General features: G+C 39.6%; 19 protein-coding genes and 1 pseudogene. 6 read left to right on the forward strand and 14 right to left on the reverse strand.

The annotated features are described in order from the left end of the window. Positions 1-7 precede the first annotated feature (7 nt). The 5 genes from KO534_RS06780 to KO534_RS06800 form a co-directional block, all read right to left on the reverse strand. Positions 8-835 carry a sulfotransferase family protein gene (locus KO534_RS06780; RefSeq protein WP_215928730.1) on the reverse strand — a complete coding sequence of 276 codons (828 nt, stop codon included), beginning with the start codon at positions 833-835 and terminating at the stop codon, positions 8-10. Between the two features lie 7 nt (positions 836-842). Beyond that, positions 843-1,538, reverse strand: a complete 696-nt coding sequence (locus KO534_RS06785) for a class I SAM-dependent methyltransferase (RefSeq protein ID WP_215928731.1) — start codon at positions 1,536-1,538, stop codon at positions 843-845. Between the two features lie 171 nt (positions 1,539-1,709). After that, positions 1,710-2,894: a DegT/DnrJ/EryC1/StrS family aminotransferase gene (locus KO534_RS06790; RefSeq protein WP_215928732.1), complete on the reverse strand. Its 1,185-nt coding sequence runs from the start codon at positions 2,892-2,894 to the stop codon at positions 1,710-1,712. 44 nt (positions 2,895-2,938) lie between these two features. Continuing rightward, the gene (locus KO534_RS06795) at positions 2,939-3,631 is read right to left on the reverse strand and encodes a FlgO family outer membrane protein (RefSeq protein WP_215928734.1); all 693 of its coding nucleotides are present in this window, start codon (positions 3,629-3,631) and stop codon (positions 2,939-2,941) included. Beyond that, complete coding sequence (locus KO534_RS06800) at positions 3,628-4,224, reverse strand: FlgO family outer membrane protein (RefSeq protein WP_215928736.1); 597 nt, start codon at positions 4,222-4,224, stop codon at positions 3,628-3,630. Before KO534_RS06800 ends, KO534_RS06795 begins: the two co-directional genes overlap by 4 nt. 382 nt (positions 4,225-4,606) lie before the next feature. Here KO534_RS06800 and KO534_RS06805 point away from each other — a divergent pair, with 382 nt between their 5' ends. Together KO534_RS06805 and KO534_RS06810 are read left to right on the forward strand one after the other, a co-directional pair. Next, entirely contained in the window at positions 4,607-5,230 is a 624-nt protein-coding gene (locus tag KO534_RS06805) for an HvfX family Cu-binding RiPP maturation protein (RefSeq protein ID WP_215928738.1), read from the forward strand. A 65-nt stretch (positions 5,231-5,295) separates the two neighbouring features. Next, positions 5,296-5,847: an NAD(P)H nitroreductase gene (locus tag KO534_RS06810; RefSeq protein ID WP_215928740.1), complete on the forward strand. Its 552-nt coding sequence runs from the start codon at positions 5,296-5,298 to the stop codon at positions 5,845-5,847. Between the two features lie 148 nt (positions 5,848-5,995). Here the strand turns inward: KO534_RS06810 and KO534_RS06815 are convergent, their stop codons facing one another. The 3 genes from KO534_RS06815 to KO534_RS06825 form a co-directional block, all read right to left on the reverse strand. Continuing rightward, positions 5,996-7,330, reverse strand: coding sequence for a DEAD/DEAH box helicase (locus KO534_RS06815; RefSeq protein WP_215928742.1), 1,335 nt, complete (start codon positions 7,328-7,330; stop codon positions 5,996-5,998). A 67-nt stretch (positions 7,331-7,397) separates the two neighbouring features. Next, positions 7,398-8,054: a 3-oxoacid CoA-transferase subunit B gene (locus KO534_RS06820; RefSeq protein WP_215928744.1), complete on the reverse strand. Its 657-nt coding sequence runs from the start codon at positions 8,052-8,054 to the stop codon at positions 7,398-7,400. A gap of 9 nt (positions 8,055-8,063) precedes the next feature. Beyond that, positions 8,064-8,777, reverse strand: a complete 714-nt coding sequence (locus KO534_RS06825; protein ID WP_215928746.1) for a CoA transferase subunit A — start codon at positions 8,775-8,777, stop codon at positions 8,064-8,066. Positions 8,778-8,947: 170 nt separating this feature from the next. Between KO534_RS06825 and KO534_RS06830 the strand changes: the two genes are divergently transcribed. Beyond that, a complete protein-coding gene (locus KO534_RS06830) occupies positions 8,948-9,847 on the forward strand; it encodes a LysR family transcriptional regulator (protein WP_215928748.1) in 900 nt (299 codons plus the stop codon). 37 nt (positions 9,848-9,884) lie between these two features. Here the strand turns inward: KO534_RS06830 and KO534_RS06835 are convergent, their stop codons facing one another. Both KO534_RS06835 and KO534_RS06840 read right to left on the reverse strand, forming a co-directional pair. Next, positions 9,885-10,652, reverse strand: a complete 768-nt coding sequence (locus KO534_RS06835) for a hypothetical protein (RefSeq protein WP_215928749.1) — start codon at positions 10,650-10,652, stop codon at positions 9,885-9,887. Positions 10,653-10,710: 58 nt separating this feature from the next. Further along, complete coding sequence (locus KO534_RS06840; RefSeq protein WP_215928750.1) at positions 10,711-11,400, reverse strand: sensor histidine kinase; 690 nt, start codon at positions 11,398-11,400, stop codon at positions 10,711-10,713. Positions 11,401-11,651: 251 nt separating this feature from the next. On the opposite strand from KO534_RS06840, the gene cysB reads away from it, so the two are divergent. Further along, the gene (gene cysB / locus KO534_RS06845; protein WP_215928755.1) at positions 11,652-12,626 is read left to right on the forward strand and encodes an HTH-type transcriptional regulator CysB; all 975 of its coding nucleotides are present in this window, start codon (positions 11,652-11,654) and stop codon (positions 12,624-12,626) included. Positions 12,627-12,731: 105 nt separating this feature from the next. Here cysB and KO534_RS06850 read toward each other — a convergent pair whose 3' ends face one another. The 3 genes from KO534_RS06850 to pabB form a co-directional block, all read right to left on the reverse strand. Next, positions 12,732-14,105: an L-serine ammonia-lyase gene (locus tag KO534_RS06850; protein ID WP_215928757.1), complete on the reverse strand. Its 1,374-nt coding sequence runs from the start codon at positions 14,103-14,105 to the stop codon at positions 12,732-12,734. Positions 14,106-14,241: 136 nt separating this feature from the next. Then, positions 14,242-14,808 carry a CoA pyrophosphatase gene (locus tag KO534_RS06855; protein WP_215928759.1) on the reverse strand — a complete coding sequence of 189 codons (567 nt, stop codon included), beginning with the start codon at positions 14,806-14,808 and terminating at the stop codon, positions 14,242-14,244. A 6-nt stretch (positions 14,809-14,814) separates the two neighbouring features. Beyond that, positions 14,815-16,248 carry an aminodeoxychorismate synthase component I gene (gene pabB, locus KO534_RS06860; protein ID WP_215928761.1) on the reverse strand — a complete coding sequence of 478 codons (1,434 nt, stop codon included), beginning with the start codon at positions 16,246-16,248 and terminating at the stop codon, positions 14,815-14,817. Positions 16,249-16,385: 137 nt separating this feature from the next. Here pabB and KO534_RS06865 point away from each other — a divergent pair, with 137 nt between their 5' ends. Together KO534_RS06865 and rmuC are read left to right on the forward strand one after the other, a co-directional pair. Continuing rightward, positions 16,386-17,903: a fumarate hydratase gene (locus tag KO534_RS06865; RefSeq protein ID WP_215928763.1), complete on the forward strand. Its 1,518-nt coding sequence runs from the start codon at positions 16,386-16,388 to the stop codon at positions 17,901-17,903. A 99-nt stretch (positions 17,904-18,002) separates the two neighbouring features. Next, positions 18,003-19,475: a DNA recombination protein RmuC gene (gene rmuC / locus KO534_RS06870; RefSeq protein ID WP_215928765.1), complete on the forward strand. Its 1,473-nt coding sequence runs from the start codon at positions 18,003-18,005 to the stop codon at positions 19,473-19,475. A 261-nt stretch (positions 19,476-19,736) separates the two neighbouring features. Here rmuC and KO534_RS23850 read toward each other — a convergent pair. Beyond that, positions 19,737-19,857 (reverse strand): annotated as a pseudogene (locus KO534_RS23850) (DUF3718 domain-containing protein); the annotation flags it as partial.

Here is a 19,857-nt window from a genome sequence, read left to right on the forward strand (position 1 = left end):
AACGCCTCTAATAATCGCTCTTGGTGGCTAAAAATCTATTAAGTTCAGTGTTTTCTGTTTCTTTTAAAATGACGTCAACTATTTCAGGAGCTAGGTTATATATCCAACTCTCCACTTTATTTGCATTCTTATAAACTGAACGTTTATTGGCATCATGTGTATTTTGGGATGAGTAAATAAAATCTTGAGTCTGATTGCTAAAAGCGATGTCACAAAATTTAAAAATATCTTTTATTACTAACTCTGGATTTGTCGCTAAATGTTCATATTGAACAATTTTAAACCGCTCTGGGTACTGTTTCTCAAGCGAAATAGCCTGAGTATTCACGTGCTTCCAATCATCAAACCCCCAAAATTCACCAACACTTGTTTTACGGCATTCACCGGATCGCCAGTTATCCATCGGTGACACATCTTTTGGAAATTCAAAAGGATTACATAACCAAGAATAAATACTTGCACAAGGGTGTCTTACGATATGAATAATCTTAACGCCTCTGTGCTCCCGCATTAAGAACGGCAATAAATGGTGGAATCGAGTCGACTTGATGACCAAATTTATGGGATTTTCATCACGAGTTTTGAAGTTAGGTACTAATCCTTGTTTGCGCAGGTATTCTTGATCCAAGAACTCTGATTCAGTTAAATATACTTGGTCAAAAAATGTCTGCCATTCAACACCGCCTGCTTTTTCATCTAGCTGATTTTTGAACTCATAAGAAAACAGCGGGCAAAATTTTAGTTTCACGTCCGGGGAAGAAAAGAATAACTGAGAAAGCCAAGTGCTGCCTGAACGCGGCATCCCCGAAATCCAATGTGTTTTTATACTTTTCACAGGCGACCTATAGTCTTATAAGTACGGCGTCATAACGATAATGAGCCGCGTAATAATTTTCTGGCATTCTTCTGAATTCAACCTTCCAGCGATCACTACCAACCATTTCGACAAATTGCTCTTTAGTGCGCCAAATACCGATTGCCGACCCAGGGTCGTTGGCTAATTGAGGCTCTACAGGCGTGTCACCATAAAACAACTTTATTAACTTCCTATCTGGAAGGTTACCGATAAAAACGCGCTTAAGATGAGGAAAATTATCATACAATGCTTTGAGCATTTTTTTTGCTTGAGCATGTTCCAGATAAGAAAACGAACCGTAACATAAAGCCTTTGTAAAATTTGCAGCGGACTTTGGCGCTAAGCAAAACTCAACTACATCTTCCAGTAAATATTCACTAATAGTTTCTTTCGCAAAGTTTTGGTTTGCAATTGAGATTAAATATTCAGAAAAATCCACCCCAAGACCGCCCCTACAACGCTCAAAAAACAAGTTAGTTAACGCACCATTACCACAGCAAATATCAAGAAGAACATCCTCTGAATCTAGCAAAAGGCCTGCAGCAGCGGCTTCTACAATCATATCAATCTGTTCTTTAGAAACAGGTTTTCCATTGACAGTCCGTTTAACTTGCCCCCAAAAATCTTTTGGATCACAGGATTTAGGATGCTCTTTGTAGAAGGAAAATTTATCCATATTCATAGATATTTCCAAATGTTATAAATCATAGAGAATGAAATCAGATACTAACTTTCTGGAGACTTCCAAATAATTTGGACAAAGTGAAATACCTTTTAGCAAAGTACAAACTGTGCGACTTCAAATGTGTTTTCAAATTTACCTACCTTTAATAATTAACTTATTCAGCCTCTGCTACCAAAGTACCATCGCAGCATTAACCGCGGCACATACTCTGTTAATATCTTTGAATGATAACTCTACAAAAAGCGGCAAACATAAAGTTCTTCTCGCTAGGCTTTGTGATGCAGGGCAAGCTGTTCGGCTAGGCCTTGATAAATGCTCTATTTCATTCAGTGATGGTGAAAAATAACGTCGACTTTGAATACCATTTTTTTCTAGATGTTGAAACACTCGTGAACACTGTTTTTCGGATTCGAATATTATTGGAAAATAAGCGGCATTTTGTGTCGCATCTGGATGCCAATTTGGATAGATTACCTTGTCGCCAAGTAGGGTTTTGTATAAGCAGTAATGCTCAAGTCTTCGCTTAAGTATTTTGTCTAGGTCATCTAACATGACTAACCCCATAGCAGCATGGGCTTCGCTCATTTTTCCATTTATACCAGAATTGTCGATATTACCCGTTGAGGTATTAATACCAAAATTGATCATGTGAGAAGCTTTTTCAAAATCGTCCTTATGCTTAAAAACTACTGCGCCTCCCTCGATACAATGAAATACCTTAGTGGCATGAAAGCTCAGAATTGAGGCATCGCCAAAACTCATGATACTTTGCCCAGCAACCTTCACATTAAATGCGTGTGCGGCATCGTAAACTAACTTTAGCTTGTGCTGTTTAGCTATCTTTTCTAATGCATTGACGTCACAAGGGTTACCATACACATGTACAGGAACAATGGCTGAAGTTTTTTTATTTATCGCCTGCTGGGCATTCTTAGGACATAAATTGAAAGATTGACCATCTACATCTGCAAAGTTTAACTTTAAACCTAACCAATCAAGGCTATTACTAGTAGCGATGAAACTATAGGGCGTTGTGACCACATTACCGGTTAAATTTAGTGTTTTATAGGCTATTTGTAATGCCATAGTGCCACTAGAGTTAAGCAGTAAATTTTTTACGCCTAAGTACTCTTCCATTCGAACCGTCAGCTCCTTAAGTAAGGGCCCGTTATTCGTCAACCATACATTGTCGTACATATTGGCTAGGTATTTGGTGTATTTTGAAAAATTAGGTAAGTATGGTTTGTTTAATGGAATCTTGTAGTTTACTTTTTTTTTCGGCTGACTTTGAAATACTAACGGAGTCGAAATTGTCTCAACATAGTCTGTATTAATATTTAATAAAGTATTCAAACGCATTCCTCTATATTAAAGTATCACTAGTTTTCCATTTTTTGTTATCGGTTCGATTCATATTTTTTTAAGGGTATACCGCGTGAACCGTTAGTTAGCCCTGTATTAGTTGTCATGTCATTTGGAGATTGTGTGCCTTCGCGCATAACTGAGTCAACCACATCATAGGGGACAAATATCTGTGCCGTGGCAATAAGAAGCTTGCTATCTAGATCAACTGCTCGAGCATTTAGTAAGTAACCGCCGCGATGACGAGTGAGTGTGCCTGTAATAACGTTTGTTGCTCTTACTGTCATACTTAAATCTGTAAAATCTCTGGATTGTGAAAACAGATCTCCTTCTTCGGTTATCCTGACATAGCCGGTAGTTCGCACATCAAGCGTTGAAAATCCAGTTTGATGGACTTCATGGAGTATTGCTTCACTCATTTGACGCCCAAATTGGTTTGTTTTGTTAAGATCTGAATCCAAAATCGCTAAATCTGATACCATAAATATCGCATTGTTTTGGGGAAAATCGATAGTTGAAAACAAGTCTTGAATTAGCCATTGAGCATAATCATTGACGTTATTGGTCAATGGTTTATCGAAGTAGCTCACAGTCTTAGAAGGGCTTTGATTCACTATCTTATTGGCCACTTCAGTACTTTCTTTTTCTTTGGTAACTAGTGAATTTTGAGGTGACAAACTACAACCCGTTAATAGTGCAAGAGACATTATCAAATATTTATTTATCATCTTAGATTCTCACCGCGATATAGCATTCCGTCATAGCTAGTCATCACGTTTTTGGGGCCAAAAAAGGAGGTTGGAATGAATTCTTCAGCGGCGCTTACAATTTTACCACTATGAAACTCAATAACCTGCGCATATACCATTGTGCCTCCATTTGATTCAGTAAAAGTACCAGCTAAAATGTAGTGTGCATTTATATTACTATTCAAATTATCGATATCTCGAGACAAGAAATATGATGCATTTTCGTCCATTGATACAAAGTTTGCAGATTTATGTTCGAAAACTTGCGCGTTTTTTTGAACTAACTTCACTTTTATACTTTCAGACAATTGGTGACCTAGTTTCTTCAATGGATGGACTATATCTTTATAGGTTAGGGTGTCTGACCAAACAAAAGTTGTCACAAGAGTAGATTTATCTATGTAATTATACGAGTTGTTGCTAGTTAGTTTGTCGACAAGCCCAGTTACCTTAACATTGAATGAATCTGTGTTTTCTAATGTTGTGACTTGATTTTCAATTTGAGTGTCAAACGTTTGACAACCTGAAAACGTAATGCATCCACAGCAGAGTAAAATGTACGAATACTTCACTAGTTTAACCTTTTATGTCTCTTTAATATTTCAAAGCATGAATAATGCCACATTTGCGAAATTAACTGCATATAGTTAAGTTAGCTATTGATTCAATGGCCTATCTTTTAATGATTGTTTTTGTGTTTTATCGGCAATTTCTTTCCAACGTTAGAATGTAGCGGTAAATAAATGCCAATTTTATAGTTGCTATTATTCTCCATGGTCTGTGCCAATTTGCTGGAGAGCCTCATCGGGAGGGGAGATTGTTTACTAACAAACTTAGAGGGCGCGATATGTATTTTTATGAAACGAATACTAGATCATTGGTCAAATTAAAACCTAGTGAAATCTTTTAGCTACTTAAGGCGTCTTATATGTCATTACATTATTTGGAAAAAATATGAATTTAATTAAACCCTATACTCAGTTACAAAAGCTACTAGACAAAAGTCTAGCGTTTGAAGGCATTGCCCCTTTGTTGTTAAGGCTTTATTTAGCGCCAGTGATGTTACAAGCTGGTTGGAATAAATATCAGAGTTTCGATGCCATAGTAGACTGGTTTGGTAATGCCGATTATGGATTGGGTTTACCTTTTCCTGTGGTGATGGCATTTCTGGCTACTGCAACGGAATTACTCGGTGGTGTTTTTCTTTTGTTAGGATTCGCAACGCGCTGGATCTCTATTCCGTTGATGGTGGTTATGTTAGTTGCGGTATTTTCAGTGCACTGGCCAAATGGTTGGGCTGCGATTGCTGATGCAAGCAGTTGGATGTCTGATGGGACCATTATGCTTAACGAAGCCGTAGTTAATGCACCTGCAAAATTAGCGGCTGCGAAAGATATTTTACAAGAGCATGGTAATTATGAATGGCTCACATCTAGTGGAAAATTTGTGGTACTTAACAACGGAATTGAATTCGCTATGACCTATTTTATCATGTTGCTTTCGTTGTTTTTTACGGGGGGGGGTAAGTACACCAGTTTTGATTATTTTTTAGCTAAAAAATATTTGGTTAATCAATAAAAAACTCTGCGCGTAAACGTTTTTTTGATTAGGATAGGGCAAATTTTGGAATACAGGGTACTCTCATGCAAGCGTTAGATTTATTACTTAACCGAAGTTCGCAACCTCGTTTACAATCTCCGGCTCCTGAAGGCGAAGCGCTGGAAAATATCAAGCAGGCTGCGTTGCGGGTTCCTGATCATGCATGCTTGACTCCTTGGAAATTTGTTGTTTGCCAAAAGCAAGGTTTGCAACGTTTAGGCGAAATATATGAACAAGCTGCCATTTCTGCTGATAAAACTGAAAAAGAAATTGAGCGTGCGCCGCAATTGCCATTACGTGCCCCTATGGTGATAGTGGTGATTGCAAAATATACTGAGCACGAAAAAGTGCCTTGGGTTGAGCAAGTCGCCTCGGCTTCATGTGCAGTAATGGCTATGCAAATGGCTGCCGTTGCTCAGGGGTTTGCAGGAGTGTGGCGAACTGGCAGTTATGCCCATGATCCATTTGTAAAACAGGCATTTGATTTATCAGAGCAAGACGAAATAGTGGGTTTTTTGTATTTAGGAACAGCGGCGGTTAAGCCGTTACCTAAGCCAGAAAGAAACAGTGACGAGTTTTTTCAAAACTGGCAATAATCTGTCGGCTTACTAGCATAATATAAAGAATATAAATGATGAGCTGCTGATGGCAGTTTAGAAACCTTATCCTCATTTTCTAGCTGTTTGAATAGCACAAACATTAAGGTTTGTGCTCAACATCTAGCAATAAAGCCTCACAGCAGTTTTATTCTTCAGAATCGTCTTCTGGTTTCAGCACAGCTCTAGGTTTACGTTTCATAGGCAAATCACCCACTTCTTTACCTACCATGGTTTTAACTCGATTAGGCGTATTATTGGGTTTAGGTTTTTGGTTAACCTTTTTATTGGTCGCTTTTTTGCCGATGGCTGTTTTGGCTTTAATAGGTTTTAGGCCTTTAAACTTGGCTTCTAACCCTTCAATGGCACTAAACTCGATGTTTTGTTGCATAAAACTTTTGATGGCCAAAAAGCTAAACCAATCTTTTGGGCCTACTAACGATACCGCTTGGCCTTTATTACCCGCGCGTCCTGTTCTGCCCACTCGGTGGACATATTCATCGGCCAATTTAGGTAAATCAAAATTCACCACTAGCGCTACATTGAGTAAATCTAGGCCGCGAGACGCAATGTCGGTAGTGACTAAAATATGGTGCTGACCGCGGCCGAATTCACTCATAATATTATTACGCTGACCTTGGGTGAGGTCACCGCTTAGAGCGGCTGCGTGAAATCCTTGTTCTTTAAGTAACACTGTTAGTCTTTCTGTATCTGTGCGAGTGGCCGTAAAAATTATTATTTGGCGGTAATCTTGCTGTTTAATGATATGTGCCAATAACAATTCTTTGTGGGTAACGTGATCAGCCAAATAAAATTGCTGCTGAATATCTTTATGTTCTTCACCCGCAGATCCCACACTAATGCGTTGTGGGCTTTTTAAAAGTGTTTGGGTTAGTTCGTGTAACGCAGCGCTGTCGAGCGTGGCAGAAAACATCATAGACTGGCGTTTGCGATGGTCGGCTGCTTGATTGATAAGCCTTAATTGCGACGCGAAACCTAAATCTAACATACGATCTGCTTCGTCTAATATTAGCATCTCAAGCCCGTTCAAAAATAATGATTTACCAGCTAAATGGTCGGCCACACGTCCTGCCGTGCCTACGATAAACTGTGGATGATGCTTGAGCGCTTTGACCTGATCATTAAAGTTCTCTCCGCCCAATACCAAGGCGGCTTTGAGGGGCTGTTTTGCAATTAACCACTTAAGTTGTAAAAACACCTGTTTAGCTAACTCTCGAGTGGGCGCCAAAATTAACACTCTAGGATCGCGGCGGCTCAGTGGTTGTTTGGTTAATACTCTGTGCACCGCAGGTAATAAAAACGCTAGGGTTTTTCCCGAGCCAGTTTTAGACGAGGCAATTAAATCGTTGCCCAATAAACCGTAAGGGATAGCCTTACTTTGGATTTCGGTAGGAGAATCAAGCCCTTTAATTTCAAGGGCTTTTAATAAATTATGATGTAAAGGTAGGTCGGTAAATTGCAAAAGACATGCTCTAAAAACTGATATTAAAGCGATTATACAAGGCTGTTGACAATTGTGTCGGTTTATTTCAAAACATCATTTCAGAAACGTTATCACCTATTACCAATTTGCCTGCAGTTTTCGACTGGATTTCCGCCACTGAAACGCCAGGTGCGCGCTCAATTAAATGAAAAGCCCCGTCTTTTACTTCAAGAACGGCTAAGTCGGTGATGATTTTGTTAATACAATTTACGCCGGTTAAGGGCAGGGTACATTGCTCTAACAGTTTTGAATTACCATGTTTGTCGGCGTGAGTCATAGTGACAATAATGTTTTGAGCGCCAGCTACTAAATCCATGGCACCTCCCATTCCTTTGATAAGTTTACCGGGGATCATCCACGAGGCGATATTACCACGGCAATCTACTTCAAACGCCCCAAGCACTGTTAAGTCTACATGGCCGCCGCGGATCATCGCAAAACTCTCTGCGGAACTAAAAATAGACGCACCAGTGGCAGCGGTAACGGTTTCTTTACCAGCATTTATCATATCTGCGTCGACTTGGGCTTCAGACGGATAGGGCCCCATACCCAGTAACCCATTCTCTGATTGCAGCATTACTTCAATATCGCTAGCGACATAATTGGCAGCTAGGGTAGGTATGCCAATACCTAAATTAATATAATGACCATCACCAAATTCTTGGGCTACGCGCATAGCTATTTGTTCTCTACTTAATGACATAATAATGACCTATTGGTTGCTGCTGGCTGATGAAAGGATTTTACGCTCTATACGTTTTTCAAACTGGCCTACAATAATTCTGTCAACGTATATACCGGGCGTGTGAATTTCACTAGGAGAGAGTTCTCCTGGCTCGACAATCTCTTCTACTTCTAAAACGGTGATTTTGCCTGCTGTTGCCGCCATGGGATTAAAATTCTGAGCGGTATGGCGATAAATACAATTTCCATAACGGTCAGCTTTGTACGCTTTCACAATGGCGAAATCACCCGTTATTGATTCTTCTAATATATAATCTCGGCCATTAAATTTTCTGGCTTCTTTTCCTTCACCAACGGGTGTACCAAAACCTGTTGCTGTATAAAAGGCTGGGATCCCAGCACCGCCAGCACGCATCTTTTCAGCTAAGGTACCTTGGGGCGTAAGCTCAACTTCAAGTTCTCCATTGAGCAGCTGTTGCTCAAATAAAGCATTTTCTCCTACATAAGATGACACCATCTTGCTGATTTGTTTGTCCTCTAACAACAAACCTAAACCAAAACCGTCAACCCCACAGTTGTTTGACACAACGGTGAGTCCCTTGGTGCTCATTTTTTTGATTTGGGCAATTAACCCTTCAGGAATACCGCAAAGGCCAAATCCGCCTGCAATGACTGTCATGTCGTCTTGTAAGCCGGCCATTGCCGCTTCGTAACTTTCTACAACCTTGTTAAAACCTGCCATGATTTACTCTCAAGTTAAGTGACTAAGGAGTGTTATTTACGCATCAAACTAGTACATGCAAATAAACAACAATGCTTAGAGTGTAAAAGATATGTTTAAATAGTAAAATTAAATTAATGTCTGTATTAATAAATTAAATTTATTAATTTTTATTGTGAACGAGTGATTCTATGTATAACGTATCTTTTCGCCAACTCCAGGTTTTTGTGTGTATCGCGCGATCGCACACCTTTGCTCAGGCAGCTGAAAAAATGTGTCTGTCGCAACCGGCATTATCTTCGGCAATTAAAAAAATGGAATCTCAATTGGGCGGAATGTTATTTTCACGTACCACCAGGAAAGTTGAATTGACGCCAGAAGGACGGCAGTTTTTGCCAGTGGCAGAGCGCCTCATTGATGATTGGCAAGAAGCGTTTTCAGACTTACATAACTTATTTTCGCTAGGTCGTGGAAAATTATCAATTGCCGCTATGCCCTCGTTTGCTGCAGGGTTGTTGCCGGGTATTTTGCAACAATTTAAAACGGAGTTTCCTAATATCAAATTGTCTGTTGCAGATGTAGTCATGGAATCGGTGATCAAAGATGTACAGGCTGGTAGAGCTGAAATAGGCTTTTCATTTGAACATGAAAAAATGGATGGTTTGCAGTTTCATCCTATCCTTACTGATAATTTTATTGCGGTACTGCCGATCAATCATCCTTTATGTGAAAACGAAAGTTTGTCATGGTCGCAGATTTCATCTTACCCGTTTGTGGCGATGAACAAAGGGTCAGCAATTCGTCGATGGATTGATTCATTCATGGTTATCAATGGTTTGTCACTGAATATAGTGGTAGAGGCAAGTCAGCTCGCTACTCTTGGGCAATTTGTAAAACATGACTTAGGTGTATCAGTTGTACCTGCTTTATGCCAAGAGCAAATGTTGAGTAAAGATTTGCTTTGCTTGAAAATCCATCAAAGTGGTTTGTGTAAAAGAGTAGGGATCATTCGTCAAAAAAGTGGAAATTTGTCTTCTGTTGCGTCTTCTTTTTGGCATTGGACAGTGAATAATATTTCTTATTCGAAGTAATATTGAATAGTGTTTACAACGCAAATTTATGTCTAAATCACCATTTTTTCTTTTCTGCAAAAAGTTCGTCGAGTTCGTTTCTTTCCGATTCTTCTTTTTTCGCTACATCACGGCTGTTTACTGATTTTAAGCTATTTTCAATATTTTCTAGTTGTTCCTCTAGTTGTGCCTGCCTTGTAATAATAAATTCGTCTGGGTTCGGCTGAGATGCGAGAGCACCTATGGCTTTTTCTAAACATTGCCTAGCAGATCCCAATTGATTATTTTTTAAAGCGGACTCTCCTCGACGTATTAAGGTGTCAACGTTTGCGCGTAGTTGTAATCTCTCAAGTAGTTTGTCTTCTGCTAAGAAGACGCGACTTTCTATTTTGCCTTTTTTGAATTCTGCACGTAATAACGCTCGCATGGTTTTAATGCCGCGAATAAACTGGATAACTTGCTTATCGCTTTGGGGCAACTGAAAACTTTCTTCACTTGGAGGCGGCTTATTGACTTCAATGGCTTTTAAGCTGCTTTCTGCAGTTTTTATCCTATCGTCTGAACCCGTTGTGTTGTCACCAACTTGTTTAGCCGCTTTCATTGCAGCTAATATTCTTCTTTGCAGAATAAATATCAATCTTTGAGATATAGGGATTTGCTCTGCAGCCAATAGCGCCGTTTCAGTGTTCTCGATAATATTTTTTAGTTTGGATAATTCTGCCCTACGATCATTTTCAATTTTATTTTTGTGTTGTTGGATCGCGTTGACAATAATGCCTACTAACACTAACGAAACAATCAATATTATTATTATTGTAAATACCATAACTCTATAACTTTCCCACTTTGCGCTTCAACTCTCTTAGTTATTTCAAGGGGTAAAACTAAGGTAACGTCAGGATAAAAACGCTACCACCTAATTTACCACCATTTTTTAGTGATATTGTGCCTTTGTCCTCTGCTTTGGTATGTGCTTGAGCAATTAATCTCGCAAAAAACAACCCCAATCCTGTTCTACCTTGACCAATATCGCAGTGTTGCATATTGATACTATGTGCATCTAACATGCTCTGTGGGTAACCTGGGCCGTCATCTTCGACCTTAAATACTAATTTTTCGTTTTCTGAATAAACACTCAACAGTATCTTTTTTTGGCTGTAACGCATTGCATTGATTAAAACGTCATTTAACAAAATACCAATTAGATCTGAATCTAGATACCATACTAAATCGGCTGATTGCTCAACTTCTAAAATCATATTTTTATGGCTTAGGTAACTCTCATTAGTGGCTAACAAATCCTCGATGACATCTTCTATGTGATGTTCGTCAATATTGAGCGGTAAACTGTTCAATCCAGCTCGATATAACGAAAGCAATTGTACCAGTCCGATATTGAGCCTTGAGGCTTCATAATGTGCCGACGCTAAATGCTCTTTGGATTGAGGATCGGAATCACTTACTGTGTGCCCCAAATTTTCAATTGATTGCATTAACAGACACAAAGAGTTTTTCATATCATGTACAGCAGATCCTAATACAGTGGAAAAATCAATTAGTTCATCTTTGGGCATAGAGTATTCCCATTGGGTAAATTAACGGAAAAAACATAGGGTTGAACATGAAATAAGTCTGTTCGATAGTGGCATCTTATCAGACCTTTTTCGTAATTTGATATTTGATTTGTCCACTGGTTTAGCTTTTTGGCGTTTTGGTTTTTATATAACTAGAACATTTTTTTAAAAAAAAATGGAATTCACCTTGTTAAAGTTATATAACGTTTTAATATATAAAAACTCCCAAGGTTAACAAGCAAGGCTAATACATGAAATTACAGCAACTCCGATACATTGTTGAGGTACTCAATAACAACTTAAACGTATCGGCTACCGCAGAAAGCTTGTACACATCACAACCTGGGATCAGTAAACAAGTTCGTATGTTAGAAGATGAGTTGGGCGTACAAATATTTGGCCGTAGTGGCAAACATCTTACTCATGTCACCGAAGCAGGCCAAGATGTCATTAATATCTCTCGCGAAATATTGGCTAAAGTTGAAAGCATCAAGGCTGTCTCTAGAGAGCATACTTTACCAGATCAAGGTAAGTTGAATATTGCTACGACTCATACGCAGGCTAGATACGCTTTACCTGAAGTAATTAAAGGCTTTATGAACAAGTATTCAAAAGTCTCATTGCATATGCATCAAGGCACGCCTTCACAGATAAGTGATCTTGCCGCTAAGGGGGAAGCTGATTTCGCAATCGCTACTGAATCGTTGCATTTGTATAACGATTTAGTGATGTTGCCTTGTTATCATTGGAATCGAAGCATCATTGTTAATCGCGATCATCCGTTAGCGAAGAAAACAGCTATCACAATAGAAGATATTGCGGAATACAATCTAGTTACCTATGTGTTTGGTTTTACTGGGCGGTCCTCGTTAGACCAAGCCTTTAGTAGTGCGGGAATCGATCCTAAAATTGTGTTTACTGCCACAGATGCTGACGTAATTAAAACTTATGTCAGGTTAGGTGTGGGAGTTGGGGTGATTGCCTCAATGGCAATTGACGATAAGCTAGACTCTGATTTAGTTAAAATTGACGCGAGTCATTTGTTTGAATACAGCACCACTAAGATTGGTTTTAGAAAAGGATCTTTCTTACGTAGCTACATGTACGAGTTTATCGAACGTTTTGCACCACATCTTACTAAAACAGTGGTAGAAAAAGCGATGATGTTAAAAAATAACGACGAAGTAGAGAAAATGTTTAAAGGTCTAACCTTGCCGGTCAGGTAAAAATACGGTTAAGTTATCTAACATTTAAAAAAACGGCGTCAATATTACAACTGATGCCGTTTTTAGTTTAAGTCGTGGTTGTTCGCACGGATGGCGCTATTTTTCTTAACACTCAATAATATTGACAGCTAAACCGCCACGAGCGGTTTCTTTGTATTTTGATTTCATGTCGTTACCCGTTTCCCACATAGTTTTGATAACCTTGTCTAGTGACACTTTATGTTGACCTGTGCCCCTCAGGGCTAATCTTGAAGCATTGATTGCCTTAATGGCACCCATAGCATTGCGTTCGATACAAGGGACTTGAACGAGTCCTCCCACTGGATCACAGGTTAATCCGAGATTATGCTCCATTCCAATTTCAGCTGCGTTTTCAACTGCATCAACCGAACCTCCAATTATTTCGGTTAATGCACCTGCGGCCATAGAACAAGCCACGCCTACTTCTCCCTGACAGCCAACTTCAGCACCAGAAATTGATGCATTTTTCTTATATAAAATCCCGATTGCAGCAGCCGTTAACAAATAGCGGCTTACGGTGTCCTTGTCGACAGGTTTTACAAATTTATCGTAATAACACAATACCGCAGGAATAATGCCTGCGGCCCCGTTAGTGGGGGCTGTTACTACTGTGCCGCCACCGGCGTTTTCTTCGTTGACTGCTAGTGCAAATAGATTAACCCAATCCATGGCAACCATAGGATCGGCATTTTTTTCATTTTGTAAGCGATTATATAATCCAGGAGCGCGGCGCATAACTTTTAAGCCTCCTGGTAAAATACCTTCATTATGAATACCGGTCTGCACACTTTTGTACATGACTTGCCATATATGCCAGAGTTTTTCGATTATTTGTTCTTTGGGTTGAAATACTTGCTCGTTTTTCATCATGATCGAGCTAATACGCATTCCTTGCTCATTACACAGCTCAAGTAACTGTTTAGCACTGGAAAAATTAAAAGGAACGGCTTGTTCTTCGTGGATAAGGGCGGCTACTTTTCGGTCTGCAAAGTCTTGTTCGCGGATAATAAACCCACCTCCGATTGAGAAGTAAGTCTGTGAAATGAGCACCTCATTATTTTTCATGGCATGTAAGGTCATGCCATTTGGATGTTGGCTCAAGGATTTACGACGGTGAAAAATAATGGCATTTTGATCAGGAAATTTAATCAATCTTTTTGCATCTAGATTGAGTTGTTGTGTGCTTTTTACTTGTTCCAGGAAACCATCAACTAATGAGCTATCAATTGATTCTGGTACATAGCCTAGTAACCCCAGTATCACCGCTTTACCTGTTCCGTGACCTTTACCCGTTTGCCCTAAGGAACCAAACAGCTCCACCTGAACCTCATCAATAGTGTCGAAAAAGCCTTGATCTGATAATTCCCCACAGAAAGCCTTGGCAGCCCGCATTGGACCCACAGTATGTGAGCTAGAAGGGCCAATGCCGATACTGAACATGTCAAAAACACTGATCATTTTGTACGATCCACAACAAAAAAATTAATAGGCAATTGTGCTGGTTAATTTTAGTGAGAACAATAGCTAAGGTGATAAGTTGACTAGCCGTGGTGTAAAGATTGCTGTTATTTTTTAAAGGAAATAAATGAGTAGACTAAAAATGATTCGACAAATTGCGCACAAACGCCGCTGTCGCCCCCCAAATATTGTGTTGTTTCCATGGAATAAAATAAATAGGAAACTGTCCATTATTACGTTTAACCCAATGGATTAAATGATTTTTTTGATCTAAGAGAAAACTTAACGGTACTTCAAAGGTACTATCAACTTCATTTTTATCTAAGGTTAATTCTGTTGGGGCTGAGACAAAACCTACATAAGGCATAACTTCATAGCGACTGACAGTGCGATACAAAGGTAGGTTTCCAACAATCTCTACTTTATTAGCAGGTAAACCGACTTCTTCATGGGTTTCTCGCAATGCCGTTTCCACTAATGAGTTATCTGATAGTTCTTGTTTACCTCCAGGGAAACTGACTTGACCCGCATGATGTTTTAAGTGAGTGGCTCTAACCGTAAATAGAACGGTTAGTTCGTCACTATATTCTAATATAGGCAACAATACGGCAGCCGGCTTACCGGGAGCTCTAAGAGGGAAGTCAGCCTCTGAGTTGACCTGTTTGGCATGATGAAAACGGGTGATAAATTGCGCTTTATTCATATATCATCATCCGTGTTTCTTCAATAAAGACTGTTGAGTCAATATAGGTAGTATTTTTGATACTTTGTCCAAGCTCTCTTGGTACTCCTCTTTAGCGTCCGAATCTAATACTATACCTCCACCTGCCCAGCAATGAATAGTAGGTGCTTCTTTATCACTTTCACACAACAATGTACGTATACAAATGTTGGTATCCATGTCGCCAAATACCCCTAGATAACCAATGCTTCCACAATAAACATTGCGTTTGTTAGGCTCCAACTCATCGATAATCTCCATTGCACGTATTTTGGGGGCGCCAGTAATGGAACCACCCGGAAAAGCGCCTTGCAATAGGTCCATAGGGCTGCTGCTGTTTTTAAGCGTCCCCGTGACTGTACTGACCAGATGATGAACTGCCGCAAAACTTTCTAACGTAAATAAATCAGGAACATCAACACTACCAGGCTGACAATGTTTACTTAAGTCGTTACGCAAAAGATCAACAATCATCAAGTTTTCAGCACGATCTTTTTCAGAACTAAGTAATGCTGAAATTTGTAGTTGATCGTCTTCGTCATTATCACAACGGGGTCTGGTCCCTTTTATTGGTTTGGTTTGCACCTTGCGGTCTTTTACAGATAAGAATCGTTCGGGTGATATGCTCATCACCGCGCCATTTTTAAAACGTAAAAATGCAGAGAAAGGAGCCTGATTTGCGACTCTTAAATCTTGGTAGGCGCGCCACTCATCGCCACTATAGTCGGCTGAAAAACGTTGTGCTAAGTTTATTTGGTAACAATCTCCAGCATTTAAGTAAGACAATATTTTTGACAGTTTATAGGTGTACTCTTGTTGGCTCATATTAGCTTGCCAACGAGTACTTAAATTAAACGAGGTCGACGGGAGTTTAGTTGCAGTTAGTTGTTGGATATCTTGGCTTGATGGATGAGGGTAATTGTCCAGATAACATAAATAAAACTGCTGACTCAAATTGTCTTTTATGATGCTCCATCCATAAATTCCCACTGCTAAGTCGGGAGTGGAATATTCATCTGCATTGTTATTAGGTAAACGTTCGAAACGTTTACCTAAGTCATAACCAAACAAACCAAGGGCACCTACCATAAAGGGTAAATCAGTATTGTCACCACCGACAACTTGAGTGCTTGGCATAATTTGTTCGAGCAAATTTTCAACTAATGTTAAGGGGTTGTCGGATTTTTCTTGATTTTGATTGGTTATCTGGTTCCACACATAACTGACATTGCCTTTAGTGGTTACAGTGGCAATAGGAGAGGAGACCATTATGTCATAGCGACCATCTTTGTGTTGACTGTTAGCAGAATCTAAAAACATCGACCACGCTTGATCTGCATAGTGGCAAAAAATGTCTGCCATTGAATAGTGACTAGGTAAATTAAGGGGGCAAACTATTAACGGGTATTTGCGGTTGTTCATGGTGACGAGTTCTGTATACCTTAAAAATTACTTGATGGGGGTCCAATAGTGCTGCCGAATTGTCGTGGAGCAAATTTCGTGTTCAGGTTATCATATCTAATAGTAAAAACTTAACCCAAAAAATTTAAGAGGCAATCATGGCAGTTATTCGTCAGCAAGATTTTATAGATAGTATTGAAGAGTCTTTGCAGTTTATTTCTTATTATCATCCCCTTGATTATATTAAAGCAGTCGAAAAGGCTTATAACAAAGAGCAAAGTCAGGCGGCAAAAGACGCCATGGCGCAGATCCTTATCAATTCGCGAATGTCTGCAGAAGGGAAACGACCTTTGTGTCAAGACACGGGAATAGTCACGTGTTTTGTGAAAATTGGGATGGCGGTGCAATGGGATAAAACCGATTTGACTGTACAACAAATGGTCGATGAGGGTACGCGACGTGCGTACCTTAGTCCTGACAATCCATTACGCGCGTCAATTGTCGCCGATCCTGCAGGTAAAAGAATCAATACTAAAGATAACACGCCAGCGGTTGTACACATTGATACTGTTTCTGGAAACGAAATCGAAGTCATGATTGCTGCTAAGGGAGGCGGGTCTGAGAATAAATCTAAAATGGTAATGTTAAATCCTAGTGATGACATAGCCGACTGGGTAGTCAAAACTTTACCTACTATGGGGGCGGGTTGGTGTCCGCCAGGAATGTTGGGTATAGGTATTGGTGGTACGGCCGAAAAAGCCGCGGTTTTAGCCAAAGAAAGTTTAATGGATCCTGTTGATATACAAGAATTAATGGACCGAGGTGCAGAGACTACAGAAGAAAAACTGCGTTTAGATATATTTAAAAAAGTCAATGACTTAGGTATTGGAGCTCAAGGGTTAGGTGGATTAACTACAGTCGTTGATATCAAAATTAAATCTGTGCCAACCCATGCCGCGTCAAAACCTGTCGCTATGATCCCTAATTGTGCCGCTACTCGACACGCACATTTTCATTTAGATGGTTCTGGACCGGCTGAATTTACTCCACCTAAATTAGAAGATTGGCCAAAAGTAACTTGGGAAGTGGGCGCAGGAACTCGTCGAGTTGATTTGAACACTGTGACCAAAGAAGATATTCAAGAATGGAAAGTAGGCGAAACCGTATTGTTGTCAGGTAAAATGTTAACTGGACGTGATGCTGCGCATAAACGCATTCAAACAATGTTAGCGAATGGCGAAGGTTTACCCGAAGGAGTAGATTTTGATAATAAATTTATTTATTACGTAGGCCCAGTTGACGCAGTAGGTGATGAAGCTGTGGGACCAGCGGGACCCACAACCGCGACACGAATGGATAAATTTACCGATATGATGTTAGACCAAACCGGCATTATTGGCATGATAGGTAAAGCTGAACGTGGTCCTGCTACAGTGGAAAGCATAGCTAAACATAAGTCAGTGTATTTGATGGCTGTGGGTGGTGCAGCGTATTTGGTATCTAAAGCGATTAAGAAGGCGCGAGTAGTGGCCTTCGAAGATTTAGGAATGGAAGCTATCTATGAGTTTGACGTGGTTGATATGCCAGTGACAGTTGCAGTAGACAGCACAGGGTCCAATGCTCACGAAACAGGCCCAGCAATTTGGAAAATTAAAATAGCTGAAATGGAAAAGTAAATATTTCTTAGTCAATTGAGGCGGTAAATTACAGGGTTAATTTACCGCCTTTTTTATTCATAAGTAACCTTGGTTACATCAATAGTAGAAACTACCACTATGAGTCAGTTTAACGACCCTATATTGCTATCTGTTTTTGCCGGTTTATTCTTACTGGGAGCTTTGCTCGGGGCCTTGATTATTGGTTTTGTCATCAATAAACGGGCTCAGAACACTATCGTTCAGACTGGTTTACTCGCAGCTCAACAAGAAACTCAATTAAGAGATCAACTTGCGCAACAAGACTTAGAGATAAAGACGTTTGTTTCTGAGCAGCGAAGCGCCCAGCAAGAACAATTGCTCACCCAAAATAAATTAGGACAATTGACTCAAAGAGTACAAAGAATTGCTGAATTAGAAACAGAGAAAAACTACTGGCAGCAGCAGCACCAACAAAGTAACAGACAGGCGAGTGAATTGCGTACTCAATTAGAGTCACAATCAGCAAGTTTCGAACAGCAACAACTTGCCAGTGAAGATAAATTACAATTACTCGAGGCCGCTGAAAAACGTTTACAAGTGCAATTCGAGAACCTTGCTAATAAAATTTTTGAACAGAAACAGCAGAAATTTAGTCAAACTAGCAAAGCAGGTTTGGACTCAATATTATTACCGTTAAAAGAACAAATAGAAGGTTTCAAAAAGCAAGTCACAGAGCAATATGTAAAAGAAGGGCAAGATCGGGCATCGCTAAAAACTGAAATCTTAGGGTTAAAGGAGTTAAATCAGCAAATTACTCATGATGCAGCCGCTTTGACTAAGGCTTTAAAAGGTGACAATAAAATCCAAGGAAACTGGGGAGAGGTGGTTTTAGAACGCGTATTGAAAGAGTCTGGACTGCGGGAAGGACATGAGTTTGACACCCAAGTTGCCTTAAAAAATGAACAGGGCAAGAGTTTTCAACCTGATGTGGTTGTTCATTTACCAAACGATAAAGATATAGTGATCGATTCCAAAGTGTCACTGGCCGCCTATGAACGTTATTTTAATGAGCATGACGATGAGTTAGCACGTGTTGTGCATCTAAAAGAACACATAAACTCATTGCGCAGTCATATAAAAGAGCTAGGCAAAAAAGACTATCAGAACTTGAAAGGTATTCGTACTTTAGATTATGTGTTGATGTTTATACCCATTGAATCGGCATTTTTGCTTGCCGCTGATCAAGCCCCAGAATTGATGAAATTGGCTTTTGATAACAATATCATGTTGGTTAGTCCAACGAATCTGTTGGTGGCCCTGCGTACCATTAATAATATCTGGCAATATGAATATCAAAATCAAAACGCTCAAAAAATTGCCGATAATGCGGCGAAATTATATGACAAGTTTCATGGATTTATGGTGGATATGGAAAAAGTAGGAAAAGCCATAGATTCTAGTCAAAAAAGCTATGAAGGCGCTATGAATAAGTTATCTACCGGTAAAGGTAACCTAGTACGACAAGTTGAACAGTTCCGTAAACTTGGCGTTCAAAGTAACAAAAAATTAGCTGGAAATTTATTGAATACTGCCGAAAGTGAAGAAGAATAAGAAAATTTCTCCGTCTCAAACTATTCGAAGATTAACGCTACGAAATTTGAATAAATAAAGTAATCGCAAAAGCATAGAGGCGAGTTAATTCAGTAGATCATTGAGTAGGCGTTTTATTCTTGTATTTCCAGCCTGCTAAATACAAAGTTGTTTTTAGATAAAAAAACGGCCTCAAAAGAGGCCATTTTTAAAGGCAAGCATGATAAGCTGCTCACCTTCCATGTTGAACGTTTAGTTCGTTCTAGAACAATTCTTTTAAGCTTATATTCTGTCGTTTAATGCAGCCACGATAGGAGAAGCATCTAAGCCATTTTCAGAGGCCCAGGCTAGTACAGTTTTACCGTCTTTTTCTGGCGACTTTAGGTCACCCTTAGGCATTTTT

Origin of the sequence: Paraglaciecola arctica (genome assembly GCF_018861065.1) — a bacterium.
GTDB lineage: Bacteria > Pseudomonadota > Gammaproteobacteria > Enterobacterales > Alteromonadaceae > Paraglaciecola > Paraglaciecola arctica_B.

Coding starts and splice junctions, on each gene's coding strand:
- KO534_RS06830 (WP_215928748.1), top strand. CDS start 8,948: ATGTATAACGTATCTTTTCGCCAACTCCAGGTTTTTGTGTGTATCGCG.
- KO534_RS06850 (WP_215928757.1), bottom strand. CDS start 14,105: ATGATCAGTGTTTTTGACATGTTCAGTATCGGCATTGGCCCTTCTAGC.
- pabB (WP_215928761.1), bottom strand. CDS start 16,248: ATGAACAACCGCAAATACCCGTTAATAGTTTGCCCCCTTAATTTACCT.
- KO534_RS06795 (WP_215928734.1), bottom strand. CDS start 3,631: ATGATAAATAAATATTTGATAATGTCTCTTGCACTATTAACGGGTTGT.
- KO534_RS06865 (WP_215928763.1), top strand. CDS start 16,386: ATGGCAGTTATTCGTCAGCAAGATTTTATAGATAGTATTGAAGAGTCT.
- KO534_RS06810 (WP_215928740.1), top strand. CDS start 5,296: ATGCAAGCGTTAGATTTATTACTTAACCGAAGTTCGCAACCTCGTTTA.
- cysB (WP_215928755.1), top strand. CDS start 11,652: ATGAAATTACAGCAACTCCGATACATTGTTGAGGTACTCAATAACAAC.
- KO534_RS06840 (WP_215928750.1), bottom strand. CDS start 11,400: ATGCCCAAAGATGAACTAATTGATTTTTCCACTGTATTAGGATCTGCT.
- KO534_RS06835 (WP_215928749.1), bottom strand. CDS start 10,652: ATGGTATTTACAATAATAATAATATTGATTGTTTCGTTAGTGTTAGTA.
- rmuC (WP_215928765.1), top strand. CDS start 18,003: ATGAGTCAGTTTAACGACCCTATATTGCTATCTGTTTTTGCCGGTTTA.
- KO534_RS06805 (WP_215928738.1), top strand. CDS start 4,607: ATGAATTTAATTAAACCCTATACTCAGTTACAAAAGCTACTAGACAAA.
- KO534_RS06855 (WP_215928759.1), bottom strand. CDS start 14,808: ATGAATAAAGCGCAATTTATCACCCGTTTTCATCATGCCAAACAGGTC.
- KO534_RS06785 (WP_215928731.1), bottom strand. CDS start 1,538: ATGAATATGGATAAATTTTCCTTCTACAAAGAGCATCCTAAATCCTGT.
- KO534_RS06825 (WP_215928746.1), bottom strand. CDS start 8,777: ATGGCAGGTTTTAACAAGGTTGTAGAAAGTTACGAAGCGGCAATGGCC.
- KO534_RS06820 (WP_215928744.1), bottom strand. CDS start 8,054: ATGTCATTAAGTAGAGAACAAATAGCTATGCGCGTAGCCCAAGAATTT.